We start from the raw sequence: 15,584 nt of genomic DNA, 5'->3' as shown, positions 1-15,584 counted from the left end.
CTAAGCAGCTACCCAAATTGCGCTTAGATAGCGGGCACCTTAAACTCGGTACCGGCCACCTCTAACACCACATCCCTCGGGCGTATTTCGACTATCTTCAGCTTGCCGCCGATCATGTCGCCCTGTTGCAGCTCGGCGCCATCCACATTCAGCCAGCGGTTCTTTGGATCGTTGGCATAGACATGGGCCAAAATATTAAACTCGGGCACCTGCAGCTGAATGCCCGCCGGTAGCTGGCCATACTTGGGCAGCTCATCGGGCTGGGCCGCCGGAATAGGATCCAGCTTAGGCTGAGTCACGGGCGTGGCGACGGCGTTCTCCTTCTCCACCTCCTTGAGCGCCGCCTCAAAAGCTGCTACCAGCTTGCTGGTATCCTTAACTACCGGGCGCTGCTTGGCTTCTGGCTCTGCTTGCTGTTCGCTTGCCTGGTCGAAAGCCTCTGCTAAGTCTTGATTTGCGCGCTGCTCCTCAACGTAAGCAGCGTCCAGGCCGACATCGGCCGCCGCCTCATCCACCTGCGCCTTGAGAGAGCTGAGCAGCTCTCGCCCACGCTGGTTGGCGTTGGCACCTAAGATGATCGGCTCCTCGGCACTCTGGTTGTTCGCAAAGCTCTGGTTATTCAAATTGCTAGTATTCGCAAGGCTAGTGTTTACAAGGCTTTGCGCGGCCTGCTGACGCCTTGGCTGAGTGATAGATGCCGTCAAGGGTTCACTCGTCCGGGCTTGAGCACTGGGGCGCTCCACCGGCAATGGCAGGGCAACCTTACCCGCCAGCTTGATGCCTGTCTGAGGATTCTGCTCAAGAGAAGGCTGAGCGGTCTGCTGTTCAGCTACTCGCTGTTGCTGGGACTGTTCCTGGGCTTGTGTCTGCATCGCTGAGGTTTGTTGGCTAGCAATGTTAGATACGTTAGATACTGATGTGGCCTGCTTTTGCGCGCCCAGCTCTCCCTGCCCACTGAGCACCCAGGCGAGGGCGATGGCTCCGCCAAGACCAGTACCTAACAAGCCTAACTTGACGACCAGAGGCCACCTTGGCTGCATCGCTTCATACTGGGCCCTTGGGGTGATCACAGGGTCTAGCTGCTGATCTTGCTGTTTCGCGCGGGTCACCGCATCGAGAAGGATAGACATCAGTAGCGTCCCTCGCCTTGCACTCTTCCCTGCAATCCTGCTTGCTGCTCCTGCAATCTCGGGCCCTTATCGCTGAGGTAGAGATTGAGCTGTACTAAGGTCTGGCTACCGGCGATGGCATCGGCGCGCAGGCCATGCTGACGCTGGAAGTCCATCAGAGATTGCTCCAGCTCGGCATCGAAATAGTCGACCAGACGGGCGGGCTTGTTCTGGATCTGCGCAAGGGCATTCTCCAGCCACTGGATCTGCGCCGGCGCCGAGCCTCGACCTATCTCCTTAGGCTGATAGCTTGGTGCCTGCCACAATAGCTCGAAGGTGCCGGCAAAGTGGCGGGTAAACCAGTCTCTGTCGACCCACAGCTGCTGCTCCGCCAGCTGCAGCAACAGCTGCTCGCCCTGGCGGGACACGACGGTGCCGTAGAAGGGCTCGCCGCGCTCATCCTGCAAATAGACCACGGCGGGATAGTTGAGGCGTACCAAGGAATGCCAGTTGCCTTGCTGCTGGAAGCAATCCAGCCCCTGTTGCTTGGCCGACTGACAGGCGGTCAGGCCAACATAAGGTGCCTTATCCCACAGGCCGAGTATGGCGGCGTAGGCGGTGTCTATGCTGCGACTCTGATTGATTGCCTGACGCAATATGCGCTGATCGGCGCTCAGGCTGGCATTGCTCTCTTCGACTTGGCGGCTTGCCAGATTGGTTTGAGTTTGTGGCTGCGTTTGTGTCTGGACGGCTTGTGAATGGTTCTGATTAGCCAGCTGCGCACCGGTGGCACTCGGCTCATTGGCCTGCACTGCGCCAGTCTGGGCCATATTTGCCTGAGCTGTGGTTGCCTGAGCTATGCCGCCCTGCCCCTGCAGATTAAAGAAGTAGAAGGCGCCGGCAAAGGTCGCCAGGATCAGGGTCGCGGCCGTCGCCGGCCACAGCAGTTTGCGTTGCTTGATCTCCTCGCCCAGGACTTCGCTGGCGGCGGTTCTCACCATGTTGGCGTCGATAGGCACCTTAGACTGGGCATAACCTGCCATCAGGGCGCGCTCACACAAGAGATTGATCAGACGCGGAATACCACCGCTGTATTGGTGGAGCGTCTTGATGGCGCTGCGGTGAAACAGCGGCTCGTGACGTCCGGCTACCTGTAGCCTGTGCTGTACATAGAGGGCGATCTCCTGCTGGGTCAATGGCAGCAGGTGATAACGCGCCGTGATGCGCTGGGCCAGCTGCCTGAGCTCCTGACGCTTGAGTAGCTGTTGTAGCTCCGGCTGACCGATTAGGATCACCTGCAGCAGCTTCTTGGTATCTGTTTCCAGGTTGGTCAGCAGCCTAAGCTGCTCCAGCACCTCGGCCCGTAGATGCTGCGCCTCGTCGATGATCAGGACGGTATTACGCCCCTTCTCATGGTTGGCCAGCAGGAACTGACTCAGCTTATCGGTGAGCTGTTTCAGGGTGGGCGACTCGCCATAATGCACCCCCAGCTCGTCACACAGGGTGGCCAACAACTCAAGCTCGGTCAGCGAGGGGTTGAGGATAAAGGCGGTATCGGTATTTTCGGGCAGTTGGTTGAGCAGGCAGCGCGACACTGTGGTCTTTCCCGTGCCCACCTCGCCGGTTAACAAGACAAAACCACCGGTTTCACCCAATCCATAGGTTAAATGAGCCAACGCCTCACGATGCCTGTCACTCAGGAACAGATAATGAGGGTTGGGTGCGATCGAAAACGGGTTATCGCTAAGTCCGTAAAACGCCTTGTACATGCCGTCTCAGTCCCAAAATAATAATGACGGTTCAAATTAATCCCTAGGGGAGACGTTGTCAAAAATTCCCCCCAAATAATTGCGCTAAAGCCGCGCCTTGAGCCAGCTATCTAAGCCGCGAAAGGATGCGATTTAACAACTTGCCATGATAAGCTTAGGCCAATACAAAGATTTCCCTTGGTGAGACGTGAAGATCTATTTAGTTGGCGGCGCCGTCCGCGACCAGTTACTCAATATTCCCATTAAAGATCGTGACTACATGGTGGTGGGCGCGACAGTGCAAGAGATGCTCGACAGAGGCTATCGCCAGGTGGGTAAAGACTTCCCCGTATTTCTCCATCCCAAGACCCAGCAGGAGTATGCCCTAGCGCGCACCGAGCGTAAGACAGGCGTCGGCTATGGCGGCTTTAGCGTCTACGCGGCGCCCGATGTCACCCTGGAGGAAGACCTTCTGAGGCGGGATCTCACCATTAACGCCATCGCCCAGGATGAAGCGGGACGAGTCTTCGACCCCTATGGCGGTCAGGCCGATATCCAGCAGCGCCTGCTCAGGCATGTGTCGGACGCCTTCGTCGAAGATCCACTGCGGGTGCTCAGGGTCGCCCGCTTCGCCGCCCGTTTTCAGCCGCTGGGCTTCAAGGTCGCACCAGAGACCATGGCACTGATGCAACGCATCGCCGCAAGCGGTGAGCTCGAGGCGCTAACACCTGAGCGGGTATTTCAGGAGCTGGATAAGGCGCTAACCACAGAGGCGCCCCAGGTGTTCTTCGAGGTGCTCAGAGAAGCTGGCGGCCTAGCGATACTCTTTCCCGAGATAGAAGCCCTGTTTGGCATCCCTCAGCCAGAGCAGTGGCACCCAGAGATAGATACCGGCATACACACCCTCATGGTGCTTGAGCAAGCCGCCAGACTCAGCCAAGACAAGCAGGTGCGCTTCGCCGCCCTAGTACACGACCTTGGCAAGGCGCTGTCACCCAAGGAACATCTGCCTAAACATCACGGCCATGGCCAAAAAGGCCTGCCGCTCATTCGCGCCCTGTGCGAGCGCTTTCGCGTCCCCAACGACTACCGGGATCTTGCTCTCTTGGTGAGCGACCAGCATCAGAACATCCACAATGCCTTCGAACTGCGAGCCGAGACCATAGTCAAGCTGTTCGACAAGGCCGATCTCTGGCGTAAGCCCGAGAGACTGCCGCAACTCCTTCTGGCCTGCGAAGCAGACAGCAAGGGACGCACAGGCCTGGAGGAGCGTCCCTACCCCCAAGGAGCCTATGTGCAGCACTGTTTTGAGCTTGCGCGCGACGTGGCGATAAAACCTATCATAGAGGCGGGATTTAAGGGCGCCGATATCAAGGCGGAATTACACAAGCAAAGGGTCGAGGTCATCGAACAGTACAAGCGAAAAACCGCCGTAAATGCAAAGCCATAGCTAATTTAAGGTTAAGTTTTAGTGATCATTAGCCAAAATTTGAGCAAAAACCCTCGACAAGCTTGATTTTGCACAATCATGAGATATTGTATTACGACCTTAGGGTGAAAATTCATAGCAAAATAAAATGGCTATGACATAATTAACCAGTTGCAGTTGTACTTTTCGGCTGCTCCAACTCAATCCAACTTATTTAAAGGGATTTCCCAATGAACAAAAAAGTACTGATGATTGCTGGCGTAGCAATGACTGCCCTTCTTGGTGGTTGCGCAAACACTACTGCTCTAGAAGAAAGCGTTGCTAACCTAGGCAACAAAGTTGATCAATTATCAGCTGAAGTTAGCTCTCTGAAGTCTGAGCAAGGTGCTCTTGCTGCTGACGTTAAAGATGCAAAAGCTGCTGCGATGGACGCACAAGCTGAAGCTAAGCGTGCTAACGACCGCATCGACAACATCGCTTCTTCTTACAAGAAGTAATTTGTCTGTATCGGCAACACGTCCGTGTTGCCGATATGTTTTCCCCCACAGCGTTAACTTTCAATTCTCTTCTAAGCTCATCATCCCCCACTCTTCATCTCAAATTTCTCTGACTCAGTTCATCCTCTAAGCTTTCTGCACCGACTGTATCTTAGTTTTCGTTTTAGCCTTTAGCAGCTAATCACGCACGGCTATTTAAGACACTCAATCCAGACCTCCACTAAAAAAACGCCCACAAAAAAGGCGCCCTATGGACGCCTTAATAATTTAACACGAATCAATCAAACCTAAGCTGCTAATCTAAGCTTCTAAAATCTAGGGAGTGATCTCTAAATCCTGAGCCGTCGTTAGCGGTGGATGTGAGATCACCATAGGGATGCCGTTCTGGGTCAGCAGGGCATCGTTTGCCTTGGTGTTATCGACGCTATCCTGGCTGATAAATTTCACCACCTTGCTGCTCAGGCTGATCACCTTCTCACGGGGCTGATCTTCCGTCTTAGACAGGGGCGAATGCACCTCGATGATCTGACGGCCATCGGGCTCGGTAGCAATCTTTACCGTTTGGTTGATCACCCGCACGCTGTCGCCATATTTAGCCTGGTGAAACAACCACTCGATATCATCTGGGTTGAGTCTGATACAGCCGGCGCTGACGCGCATACCGATACCAAAATCCTTGTTAGTGCCGTGGATCAGGTAGCTGCCATCGCCATAGGAGAGCTGCATGGCGTACTTACCCAGGGGGTTATCCGGGCCTGCGGGCACCACGCGTGGCAGTACCTCACCGCGCTCACGCAGATGCTCGGCGCGCAAACTCGCCGGCGGTGTCCAGCTCGGATTAGGGATACGCGCCTTAATCTTGGTGGTCATCTCTGGGGTTTCACGACCGATACGGCCAATGCCCACAGGAAAGACATGCACCTCGCGGCCATTCTTAGGGAAATAGTAGAGACGCAGCTCCGGCAGGTTGATCACTATGCCCTTGCGCGGCACATCCGGCAGCAACATCTGGGTGGGGATCACCAACTGGGTACCCGGAGTCGGCAGGAAAGGATCCACCCCAGGATTGGTTTCCATCAACTCCAAGATACCGATATTGTATTTATCGGCGATGGTTTTGAAGTAGTCGCCCTTCTCGACCACATGGGTCTGCAGCTCGCCAATAAGGCGGCCGCCATTGGCCGGCAGGGAATAGACATTAGCAAGTAACTGCAGTGGTGCGAGACTCAAGATGAGCAACAGCAATTTACGCATCATCAAAACGGTTTTCCAAAAATCGAGTTAAAGGTTTGGCTCAAAGGGTAACCCGAGCCGCCGGGATTTTCTAGTGGCGAACAAATGTACTTTCACCTAAGCATCCTTCGTCGCCAGGGTGAGGTAGAGATCTATCTCCAGCGCCGCAAACTCCTGCAGGGCTATCTGCCGCTTTATCTTATCGTTGGCCCGCCAGGCAAAGGGGGTCATCTCCAGCAGCGTTAGCGCCTGCTCGCCGCTGAGCGCCAGGGAATAAGTAATGCGCTCGCTCGCCATAAGGGTGACACCTTTTGGCTGCTGCGGCTCACCGCCTTTCTCGGCTAAGTTAGGATAGATAAACTCTCTAATCTGCCACAGGTGACGCGGGCCCGGCGATAACCAGACAAAGGTGCCGCCAGGCTTAAGCACCCGCAGGGGCTCCTTGCCTTTGAGCGGCTTGTCAAACAGGCTCACCAGATCTAAGCTGGCATCGGCGAAAGGCAGAACCTTGAGCTGGCTCTGAATCAGATTCGCCTCAGGCTGCGCCTTCGCCGCCACAAACAGTGCGTTCTCCGCCTCGGCGACACCTGTCTGTTCAACGGCTTGGCCAAGCGCGTTAAACACACCAGCCAGCGCCCGAAGGTAATAACCCTCGCCGCTGTCGACATCCAGATGCGACAGCGTGGCATCACTCGGCAATCGCTCACTTAGCTGACGCTGCATGACCTCGACCACGGGCGCGAAGATACCCGATTCCAACAGGAAGTGTTTGGCACGCATCAACTGGCGCGAATCGATATGAGGCTTCTTGGGCTGACTAAACACCCAGTAACCCTGCGGCCCCTTATTGAAATGGTGCTTGTTGGCGCAGTGCAGCCCCTGGCTGCCTTGATGCACCATCAACGGCGCTTGGCAGAGGGGACACAAGTAATGACTATTCATAGGGCTCTCTTAGTAACTTAACTTCTCGGCTATCAGGCAAAAATCACTACACACAGGATAGCCCCTAAGGCGAGGCGATAGATAACGAAAGGCGTCATCCCCATGCGGCTGATGATCTTCAGGAAGTAATGGATACAGAGATAGGCGGCCACAAATGACAGCGCCGTGCCCAGGATCAGCGCCTGATAATCGATCGCCTCCTGACTGGAAAGCAGATCTTTCACCACCAAGATGGCCGCGCCCAGGCTGACGGGCACAGACATGAGAAACGAGAAGCGCGCCGCCGCCTCACGACTTAGGCCTAGTGCCAAGGCCGCGGTAATGGTCGCGCCCGAACGTGAGGTACCTGGGATAAGCGCCATCGCCTGGGCAAAACCAATCAATAGCGCCTTCTTCCAGCCCACCTGAAACTCGCTAAAACCTTCTCGGTTTAACTTATCCGCCCACCACAGCAGCAAGCCGAACACGATAGTCGTTGTCGCGATCACCTCGATGTTTCTCAGATGAGTCGAGATAAAGTCTTTGGCGGTAAAGCCAAAGATCACCGCGGGAATGGTTGCCAGAATAATCCACCAGGCCAGCTTGCTCTCCTGGGTCTGTTGACGCGTCACCAGGCTGCCGGTCCAGGCGGTAAACATGGAGAAGAGCTCACGGCGAAAATAGATCACCACGGCCAATAAGGATCCGGTATTCACCGCCACATCGAAGGTCAGCCCCTGGTCCTGCCAGCCGAGCAGCTGGGCGGGTAAGATGAGGTGGGCAGAGCTAGAGATAGGTAAAAACTCAGTCAGGCCTTGGATAAGGGCCAAGACTATTACCTGAAAAATATCCATGATTATCCTTTACGATTTGGGTCGGCTAATGAAATTAATAAGACCATTGAAATTCGACAGGCCACAGCTTCTGCTGCGACTTATCATAATTGTCCCATAGGGTCTGATAAGAAAGCTGCGCCACGGGATGGACCCGCTCGGGGGCGATCTCCGCCAGCGGCCAGAGCACGAAGGCGTTGGTGGTGATCTCGGCGCGCGGCAGCACTATGGGCGTCTCGGTCACCAAGTCGTCATAGAGCAGCAGGTCGAGATCTAGGGTGCGAGGGCTAAACTTCTTCGCCCCCGGCAGTCGACCATTATCCGACTCTATCTGCTTAAACAGCGCCACCACCTCGGCGATACCAAGCTGGGTATCGGCGGCAACCACCATGTTAAGAAAATTGCTGCCATCGAAGCCAACCGCCTCGCTCTCAAATACGCTTGAGAGGCACAGGTTATCGAAATGGGCGCTTAAGGCCTTGAGGGCGGCGTTAAAATAGCCCTCAGGGTGAATATTACTGCCAATGCTGATGAAGATGCGTGCCATAAGGTTACAGATGACCTCGCTCTATCTCGACGCCCACGGCCTGAGCGCTGGGCACGGCGCCGGGCTTCATCACCCTCACCTTCACCCAAGGCACGTCAAACTCATCCATGACGCAGTCGGCGCAGATCTGCGCCACCGTCTCGATGAGTTCTATCGGCTTCTCGGTGATCAGGGCCGTGAGCCGGTTAGAGACGGTCTCGTAACACAGGGCATGTTGGTAGTCGTCGTTGGCGGCCGCCAGGCTGTTGTCCCAGGCCATCTCGAGGTCGATCAGCAAGTTTTGATGGATCTGCTTTTCCCACTCGTAAATACCGATCACGGTTTCGACTTTCAGCTGTGAAATAAGTACCTTGTCCATGATGCCTCCCGATAGGCAAAAAATTAGGTAATAGAAGAGGTCTAATAAGCTACACGGACCAATATGGTTATAATGCCCCGGATCACACAGATATCTGTGATTTCCCCTTTCGTGCAGCCGAAAACCCAAGTAGGATAAGCGACTGTAATGACAACGAATCAGGGATAGGAATACGGATGCCAAAATCGCCCGTTATCATTACATGGCCAATCAACCAGTGCGTAAAATACAAGGTTTAGTCAGCCGCCTCAATAACTAGGGCGGGATAATACCTTAAGAAGGATAAGGAAACCAATTTGAGCTTAACGCTGCTGACTCTAGCGATGATATTGACCGCCTACCTGGCAGGCTCGATATCCAGTGCCGTGCTAGTTTGTCGACTCAGAGGATTACCCGATCCTCGTAGCCAAGGCTCAGGCAATCCAGGCGCAACCAATGTGCTGCGTATCGGTGGCGCCAGCGCCGCCGCCATGGTGTTACTGTTCGATATGCTCAAGGGCGCGGTACCCGCCTATGTCGCCTTCCGTCTCGGCGTCGATGCCGTCTCCCTCGGGGTGATCGCCATCGCCGCCTGTCTGGGACATATCTTCCCCATCTTCTTTAAGTTTAAGGGCGGCAAGGGGGTTGCGACCGCCTTCGGCGCCATGGCGCCCATAGGTGCCGATCTGTCGCTGGCACTGATCGCCACCTGGGTCATAGTGGTACTGATCTGTCGCTACTCCTCACTGGCCGCCATAGTCACCGCCCTGCTGGCCCCCGCCTATACTTGGTATTTCGACGAGCGCTTTACCGTGCCCGTGGCCATGCTCTCCTTGCTGATCATCATACGCCACAAGGAAAACATTCATCGCCTGCTCAAGGGCGAAGAGTCTAAGGTATCCCGCAAGAAGCGCACCGACGGCAACTAAGTCTTATCCCAATTAACCCACACAATAACTAACCCGCATAGCTCAGCAGCTAAGCTAAGCCAGTCGTTTAAGCAAAATCATACGTTCACCGAATACAAAAAAGCCCTTCGTAGGAAGGGCTTTTGGCGCGATGATAAGGAGCGAGTTGATTAGACCGGCGGTAGCGAGTCCAGCGGCCAGCGGGGCATTCCCTTGACCGCTAACGGCTCTAGCTGGTCAGCCTTGAGTCGCTGCATGCCGGCATAGGCGATCATGGCGCCGTTATCGGTACAGAACTCGCCTCTGGGGTAGTAGACCCTACCACCGAGTCCCTGCATCATCTCCGCCAGGCTCTCACGCAGACGGCTGTTGGCGCTCACGCCACCGGCGATCACCAGACGGTTATAGCCGGTCTGTTTCAGGGCGCGTTTACACTTGATGGCCAGGGTGTCGACCACGGCTTCTTCGAAGGCGCGGGCAATGTTGGCGCGGGTCTGCTCATCGTCCGGCTCATCGGCGATGGTATTGGCGGCAAAGGTCTTAAGACCTGAGAAGCTAAAGTCCAGCCCTGGACGGTCTGTCATCGGGCGCGGGAAACGGTAGCAGTTAGGCTCGCCCTGGGCGGCCAGCTTGGCGAGTCTAGGTCCACCAGGATAATCCAGCCCCATCAGCTTAGCCGTCTTATCGAAGGCTTCACCGGCGGCGTCATCTACAGATTCGCCCAGCACCTGATAGCGACCTATCCCCTCGACCGCCACCATCATAGAGTGACCGCCTGAGACCAGCAGCGCCAGGAATGGAAATTCCGGCACATCCTCTTCGAGCATAGGCGCCAGCAGATGACCTTCCATATGATGCACGCCCACCGCGGGCTTGCCCCAGGCAAAGGCCAGCGAGCGGCCCACACAGGCCCCCACCAACAGGGCGCCCACCAGACCTGGGCCCTTGGTATAGGCGATGGCATCGATATCATCTTGAGTGCAGTTAGCCTCTTTCAGGGCTTGCCTTATCAGCGGGATGATCTTGCGCACATGGTCGCGCGATGCGAGCTCAGGCACTACCCCGCCGTAATCGGCGTGTAGTTTAACTTGACTGTAAAGCGCATGAGATAACAAGCCTTTTTCGTCATCATAGACGGCGATACCTGTCTCATCACAAGATGTCTCTATACCTAAAACTCGCATTTTTCCTCATCACGCTAAATAAAGTGGCGGCCAATTTTACCTGCTTGCCCGCGGAAATACCAATGGATTGCACACTCACCTAGTATCGCCCGACGATCCCGGCCGAGCCCAGACTTGATGGGGCATGCACCAGGCGCCCTCAACTGGTCGGTCACGATATAGACACAAGGAAATGCTAAACTTAAGGACGTTACCCCGAAAAAGGATCCCGAAAGGATCGCCACAAGGGGGTTTACAAAAGGTCGACAGTCGGTATAGAATTCCGCACCATTTTTAAATTAACTTGGGTTAAGAAATTAACTCAATACAAACTACACCTAAGGGGTGATGGCGTATGCCAATTATTAAAGTACGTGAGAATGAACCATTTGACGTAGCTCTACGTCGTTTCAAGCGCTCTTGTGAAAAAGCTGGTATCCTAGCCGACGTTCGTGCTCGTGAATTCTACGAGAAGCCAACTACTGCACGTAAGCGCGCTAAAGCTGCTGCAGTTAAGCGTCTTGCTAAGAAGCTTTCTCGCGAAAACGCGCGTCGCGTACGTTTATACTAATCTCTTATGAGCCTAGTTGATCAGCTAAAAGACCAGATGAAAGAAGCCATGCGCGCCAAAGATAAGGTGCGTTTGGGTACGATTCGTATGGCGCTGGCTGCCATCAAACAGATCGAAGTGGATAACCGCGAGACGCTGAATGATGATCAAGCCATAGCTGTCTTAACCAAAATGGTTAAACAACGTCGCGACTCTATCGCTCAATATGAAGCGGCAGGTCGTGACGAACTAGCCCAAGCAGAAGCCGGAGAGATTCGAGTCCTCGAGACTTTCCTGCCTAAGCCTCTTTCTGAAGAAGAGGTTGCCGAGCTAGTCGATGCCACTATCCAAGAGGTAGGCGCATCATCCATGGCGGATATGGGCAAAGTAATGGGAGCATTGAAACCTAAGGTACAAGGGCGAGCCGACATGGCGTCAATTGGCGCTCTGATCAAGGCAAAACTCAAGTAATCTTAAGTTCAATGTATGAATGAGCCGTGCCTACGCACGGCTTGTTTGTTTCTACTCTTTCGGTTTAATTTCGCGAAAAGGCGGCATTTATACAGCAATGGCGATACCTCGTGAGTTTATCAATGAGCTTGTAGCTCGCACCGATATAGTCGATCTCATCGACGCCAAGGTCCCCCTGAAAAAGGCGGGCAAAAATCATTCTGCCTGTTGCCCCTTCCATAGCGAAAAGTCACCCTCTTTTACCGTCAGCAGAGACAAACAGTTTTATCACTGCTTCGGCTGTGGCGCCCATGGCAATGCCATCGATTTCGTCATGGAATATGACAGGCTCGACTTTGTCGATGCCATCGAGGAACTCGCCGGCCGTTTAGGCCTTGAAGTCCCCAGAGAGCAAGGCACAGGCAAGCGCCGCGACGAAGGCCTAAGCCGCGACCTCTACCAACTGATGGAAGAGGCCAGCCGCTACTTTCAAAGCCAGCTGAAACAGCACACGGACAAGCAGAAGGTGCTCGACTACCTCGCCCACCGTGGCCTGTCCGATGAGGTGATCGAGCACTTCAACATCGGCTTCGCCCCCGATGGTTGGGATGGCCTTTTAGGACGTTATCGTCAAAATCAGGATGCCCAGGACAAGCTGCTCACCGCAGGTATGGTGATCGAGAACGACAGCGGCAAGCGTTACGACAGGTTCCGCGACCGTCTCATGTTCCCCATTCGCGATCGCCGCGGCCGGGTGATAGGCTTTGGCGGCCGAGTCTTAGGTGACGGCACGCCGAAATACTTGAATTCGCCGGAAACGCCCATATTTCATAAGGGCTATGAACTCTATGGCCTGTATGAACTCAAACAGAGACACAGGGATCCCAGTCAGATCCTGATTGTCGAAGGCTATATGGACGTGGTGGCCCTGGCACAATTTGGCGTCGACTATGCGGTTGCCTCTCTGGGCACCTCAACCACGGCGGATCAATTTCAGTTGTTGCTGCGCAGCGCCAAAGAGGTGATCTGCTGTTACGACGGCGACAAGGCAGGTACCGAGGCGGCCTGGCGTGCACTTGAAACCGCCCTGCCACTACTCAAACCCGGCGACCAGGTAAAGTTTATGTTCTTGCCTCAGGGGGAAGATCCCGACTCGCTGGTGCGTCAAATAGGCAAACCGGCCTTCGAGCAGCTGATTGCCGAGGCCAAGTTACTACCGGAATTTCTGTTCGATACCTTAGCCAGCCGCTATGGCACGGACAAAGGCACCCTGGCCAAACAGGCCATGAGCCTGATAGAGAAAGTACAAGACACAGTTCTGCAGAGCCTATTGCTTGAGAATCTCGCCTATAAGCTCGGCATGAACAGTGCAGAAGAATTGCAGCGTAAGCTTGGCTTTAAACGGATTGATGCAAATAAGCCCCTGCAAAACAAAGCGCTTAAGGGACGCGGTACCCCATTGCGACTAGCCATCGCCCTGCTGATACAGCACCCGCACCTAGGCAATAACCTGCCGGTGCAGCCTGCGCTAAAACATATCAAGATGGCTGGCATAGATTTGCTCAGCCTCTTACTCGACAGAACTCGCGCCGAGAAGGTCAACAGCGCACAACTACTTGAACAGTTCAGAGGTGACGAACAGCTAGACACCCTGAAGAAATTAGCCCAATGGGAGCATCAAGTGGCGGATGAAAACCTTCAGCAAGAGTTCAAAAAAGCCCTGATTTGGTTGAACAATCAATATATTGAGCAACGTTATCAGGAATTGAGCTTAAAACAGCACCATACTAAAGAAGAGCGGATGCAACTTAAAAAGCTCATCGCAGTAATCCAAGGGCAAGCTTAGAGCAAAATTTGTCTCACAAAGTAAACACTTGGACTAGCACAGCACAGTGCACACGGCTATAATTGACGATTTGCGCGGCACACAATGCCCGTCGTTGTAACAGTTACCCAACTTGGATGATATCTATGGAGCAAACTCCGCAGTCGCAACTTAAATTGTTGCTTGCCAAAGGTAAAGAGCAAGGTTATTTAACCTATGCAGAAGTGAACGATCACTTGCCTGCAGATATGGTCGACTCAGACCAGATCGAAGATATTATCCAGATGATTAATGACATGGGTATTCGCGTCTATGAGCAGGCGCCGGATGCCGATGAGATCATGATGTCTGAAGACAGCACCGATGAAGATGCTGCCGAAGAAGCTGCCGCGGCTCTGGCTACGGTTGAAGCTGAACTGGGTCGTACCACAGATCCCGTGCGTATGTACATGCGCGAGATGGGTACGGTAGAACTTCTGACCCGCGAAGGCGAAATCGTAATCGCCAAGCGTATCGAAGAAGGTATCAACACGGTTCAGGCGTCTGTAGCCGAATATCCTCAAGCGATCGCTATGATCCTTGAGCAGTACGACCGCTACGAAGCTGAAGAAGTCAGACTATCAGACATTATCTCTGGATTTGTTGACCCTAATGCCGAAGACATGGCGCCGACGGCGACCCATATCGGCTCAGAATTGTCGGACGACGATCTCGACGACGAAGATGACGAGGGCGATGACGAGGACGAAGACGGCGATGAAGAAGATTCGCCAAAAGGCCCGGATCCGGAAGAAGCGCGCGAGCGTTTCACCCAGCTGCGTGAAGCACACGAAAAAGCCCTAAAAGTGATTGAGCTTAAAGGTCGTGAACACCCTGAAGCGACAGCCGCTCTGTTCGACATTGGCGAGATCTTCAAAGAGTTCCGCCTGGTACCTAAGCAGTTCGACCGCCTGGTGAAGAACATGCGCGAAATGATGGACAAGGTGCGTATTCAAGAGCGCCTCATCATGAAGCTGTGTGTCGAGCAGGCCAAGATGCCGAAGAAGAACTTCGTTAAGGTCTACACCTCTAACGAGAGCAGCATCGAATGGTTTAACGAAGAGATTGCCGCCAAGAAGCCTTATGCCGAAGGGCTGGAGATGGTTGCCGAAGACGTTCAACGTTGCCGCGCCAAGCTAGATGCCATCGAGAATGAAACCGGTCTGGCCATTGCCGCCATCAAGGATATCAACCGTCGCATGTCTATCGGTGAAGCCAAGGCTCGCCGCGCGAAGAAAGAGATGGTTGAGGCTAACCTGCGTCTGGTAATTTCTATCGCGAAGAAATACACCAACCGTGGCCTACAGTTCCTGGATCTGATCCAGGAAGGTAACATCGGCCTGATGAAGGCGGTAGACAAGTTTGAATACCGTCGTGGTTACAAGTTCTCGACCTATGCAACCTGGTGGATCCGTCAGGCGATCACGCGTTCGATTGCCGACCAGGCACGTACCATTCGTATCCCGGTTCATATGATTGAGACCATCAACAAGCTCAACCGTATCAGCCGTCAGATGCTACAAGAGATGGGACGCGAGCCGTCACCTGAAGAGCTGGCCGAGCGCATGTTGATGCCGGAAGATAAGATCCGCAAGGTACTCAAGATTGCCAAAGAGCCTATCTCAATGGAAACCCCTATCGGCGATGATGAAGATTCGCATTTAGGTGATTTCATCGAGGATACTACCCTCGAGTTGCCATTGGACAGCGCCACAGGTGAGAGCCTGAAGAACGCCACCCACGAAGTCCTCGCCGGCCTGACCGCCCGTGAAGCCAAAGTACTGCGTATGCGTTTCGGTATCGATATGAACACCGACCACACCCTAGAAGAAGTGGGCAAGCAGTTTGACGTGACCCGTGAGCGTATTCGTCAGATCGAGGCTAAGGCGCTGCGTAAGCTACGTCACCCGTCTCGCTCAGAGATCTTGAAATCCTTCCTGGATGAATAGACTCGCTAGCAGCGTCTAAAACAGAGCAGAAAAGCCAGCCACAGTG

15 protein-coding genes are annotated in these 15,584 nt (G+C 54.2%); 7 read left to right on the top strand and 8 right to left on the bottom strand.

Annotation, left to right across the window (positions count from 1 at the left end; genetic code table 11):
* Positions 1-23: 23 nt before the first annotated feature.
* Positions 24-1,130, bottom strand: a complete 1,107-nt coding sequence (locus tag K0J45_RS05050; protein WP_220044517.1) for a general secretion pathway protein GspB — start codon at positions 1,128-1,130, stop codon at positions 24-26.
* Positions 1,130-2,878 (bottom strand): ExeA family protein, encoded by a 1,749-nt coding sequence (locus tag K0J45_RS05045; protein WP_220044515.1) that lies wholly within the window; start codon positions 2,876-2,878, stop codon positions 1,130-1,132. Before K0J45_RS05045 ends, K0J45_RS05050 begins: the two co-directional genes overlap by 1 nt.
* Before the next feature lie 187 nt (positions 2,879-3,065).
* Between K0J45_RS05045 and K0J45_RS05040 the strand changes: the two genes are divergently transcribed.
* Positions 3,066-4,307 carry a multifunctional CCA addition/repair protein gene (locus K0J45_RS05040; protein ID WP_220044514.1) on the top strand — a complete coding sequence of 414 codons (1,242 nt, stop codon included), beginning with the start codon at positions 3,066-3,068 and terminating at the stop codon, positions 4,305-4,307.
* A gap of 209 nt (positions 4,308-4,516) precedes the next feature.
* Positions 4,517-4,783, top strand: a complete 267-nt coding sequence (locus K0J45_RS05035; RefSeq protein WP_011864811.1) for an Lpp/OprI family alanine-zipper lipoprotein — start codon at positions 4,517-4,519, stop codon at positions 4,781-4,783.
* Between the two features lie 315 nt (positions 4,784-5,098).
* Here K0J45_RS05035 and K0J45_RS05030 read toward each other — a convergent pair whose 3' ends face one another.
* The 5 genes from K0J45_RS05030 to folB form a co-directional block, all read right to left on the bottom strand.
* On the bottom strand, positions 5,099-6,040 hold the full coding sequence (locus tag K0J45_RS05030; RefSeq protein WP_220044512.1) for a L,D-transpeptidase family protein: 942 nt from the start codon (positions 6,038-6,040) through the stop codon (positions 5,099-5,101).
* Between the two features lie 93 nt (positions 6,041-6,133).
* The gene (locus K0J45_RS05025; protein ID WP_220044511.1) at positions 6,134-6,958 is read right to left on the bottom strand and encodes a putative RNA methyltransferase; all 825 of its coding nucleotides are present in this window, start codon (positions 6,956-6,958) and stop codon (positions 6,134-6,136) included.
* Between the two features lie 32 nt (positions 6,959-6,990).
* Entirely contained in the window at positions 6,991-7,791 is an 801-nt protein-coding gene (locus K0J45_RS05020; RefSeq protein WP_220044510.1) for an undecaprenyl-diphosphate phosphatase, read from the bottom strand.
* A gap of 34 nt (positions 7,792-7,825) precedes the next feature.
* On the bottom strand, positions 7,826-8,317 hold the full coding sequence (folK, locus tag K0J45_RS05015; RefSeq protein WP_220044509.1) for a 2-amino-4-hydroxy-6-hydroxymethyldihydropteridine diphosphokinase: 492 nt from the start codon (positions 8,315-8,317) through the stop codon (positions 7,826-7,828).
* A 4-nt stretch (positions 8,318-8,321) separates the two neighbouring features.
* A complete protein-coding gene (gene folB, locus K0J45_RS05010; protein WP_011864806.1) occupies positions 8,322-8,675 on the bottom strand; it encodes a dihydroneopterin aldolase in 354 nt (117 codons plus the stop codon).
* Positions 8,676-8,971: 296 nt separating this feature from the next.
* Here folB and plsY point away from each other — a divergent pair, with 296 nt between their 5' ends.
* A complete protein-coding gene (plsY, locus tag K0J45_RS05005) occupies positions 8,972-9,583 on the top strand; it encodes a glycerol-3-phosphate 1-O-acyltransferase PlsY (protein WP_011864805.1) in 612 nt (203 codons plus the stop codon).
* 149 nt (positions 9,584-9,732) lie between these two features.
* Here plsY and tsaD read toward each other — a convergent pair whose 3' ends face one another.
* Complete coding sequence (gene tsaD / locus K0J45_RS05000) at positions 9,733-10,746, bottom strand: tRNA (adenosine(37)-N6)-threonylcarbamoyltransferase complex transferase subunit TsaD (RefSeq protein ID WP_011864804.1); 1,014 nt, start codon at positions 10,744-10,746, stop codon at positions 9,733-9,735.
* 334 nt (positions 10,747-11,080) lie between these two features.
* Between tsaD and rpsU the strand changes: the two genes are divergently transcribed.
* The 4 genes from rpsU (at position 11,081) to rpoD (ending at position 15,538) form a co-directional block, all read left to right on the top strand.
* Positions 11,081-11,296 carry a 30S ribosomal protein S21 gene (gene rpsU, locus K0J45_RS04995; protein ID WP_006080725.1) on the top strand — a complete coding sequence of 72 codons (216 nt, stop codon included), beginning with the start codon at positions 11,081-11,083 and terminating at the stop codon, positions 11,294-11,296.
* Positions 11,297-11,302: 6 nt separating this feature from the next.
* The gene (locus tag K0J45_RS04990; protein ID WP_011864803.1) at positions 11,303-11,746 is read left to right on the top strand and encodes a GatB/YqeY domain-containing protein; all 444 of its coding nucleotides are present in this window, start codon (positions 11,303-11,305) and stop codon (positions 11,744-11,746) included.
* 97 nt (positions 11,747-11,843) lie between these two features.
* Positions 11,844-13,571 (top strand): DNA primase, encoded by a 1,728-nt coding sequence (gene dnaG, locus K0J45_RS04985; protein ID WP_220044507.1) that lies wholly within the window; start codon positions 11,844-11,846, stop codon positions 13,569-13,571.
* Positions 13,572-13,696: 125 nt separating this feature from the next.
* The gene (gene rpoD, locus K0J45_RS04980) at positions 13,697-15,538 is read left to right on the top strand and encodes an RNA polymerase sigma factor RpoD (RefSeq protein ID WP_220044506.1); all 1,842 of its coding nucleotides are present in this window, start codon (positions 13,697-13,699) and stop codon (positions 15,536-15,538) included.
* Positions 15,539-15,584 lie beyond the last annotated feature (46 nt).

The sequence above is a fragment of the Shewanella alkalitolerans genome (assembly GCF_019457575.1).
GTDB classification, from domain to species: Bacteria; Pseudomonadota; Gammaproteobacteria; order Enterobacterales; family Shewanellaceae; genus Shewanella; species Shewanella loihica.
The sequence above is the reverse complement of the archived record's forward strand: the minus strand, read 5'-3'. Positions and strand labels throughout refer to the sequence as shown.

Coding starts and splice junctions, on each gene's coding strand:
- K0J45_RS05035 (WP_011864811.1), top strand. CDS start 4,517: ATGAACAAAAAAGTACTGATGATTGCTGGCGTAGCAATGACTGCCCTT.
- tsaD (WP_011864804.1), bottom strand. CDS start 10,746: ATGCGAGTTTTAGGTATAGAGACATCTTGTGATGAGACAGGTATCGCC.
- K0J45_RS04990 (WP_011864803.1), top strand. CDS start 11,303: ATGAGCCTAGTTGATCAGCTAAAAGACCAGATGAAAGAAGCCATGCGC.
- folB (WP_011864806.1), bottom strand. CDS start 8,675: ATGGACAAGGTACTTATTTCACAGCTGAAAGTCGAAACCGTGATCGGT.
- dnaG (WP_220044507.1), top strand. CDS start 11,844: ATGGCGATACCTCGTGAGTTTATCAATGAGCTTGTAGCTCGCACCGAT.
- folK (WP_220044509.1), bottom strand. CDS start 8,317: ATGGCACGCATCTTCATCAGCATTGGCAGTAATATTCACCCTGAGGGC.
- K0J45_RS05050 (WP_220044517.1), bottom strand. CDS start 1,130: ATGTCTATCCTTCTCGATGCGGTGACCCGCGCGAAACAGCAAGATCAG.
- rpsU (WP_006080725.1), top strand. CDS start 11,081: ATGCCAATTATTAAAGTACGTGAGAATGAACCATTTGACGTAGCTCTA.
- K0J45_RS05025 (WP_220044511.1), bottom strand. CDS start 6,958: ATGAATAGTCATTACTTGTGTCCCCTCTGCCAAGCGCCGTTGATGGTG.
- rpoD (WP_220044506.1), top strand. CDS start 13,697: ATGGAGCAAACTCCGCAGTCGCAACTTAAATTGTTGCTTGCCAAAGGT.
- K0J45_RS05020 (WP_220044510.1), bottom strand. CDS start 7,791: ATGGATATTTTTCAGGTAATAGTCTTGGCCCTTATCCAAGGCCTGACT.
- K0J45_RS05030 (WP_220044512.1), bottom strand. CDS start 6,040: ATGATGCGTAAATTGCTGTTGCTCATCTTGAGTCTCGCACCACTGCAG.
- K0J45_RS05045 (WP_220044515.1), bottom strand. CDS start 2,878: ATGTACAAGGCGTTTTACGGACTTAGCGATAACCCGTTTTCGATCGCA.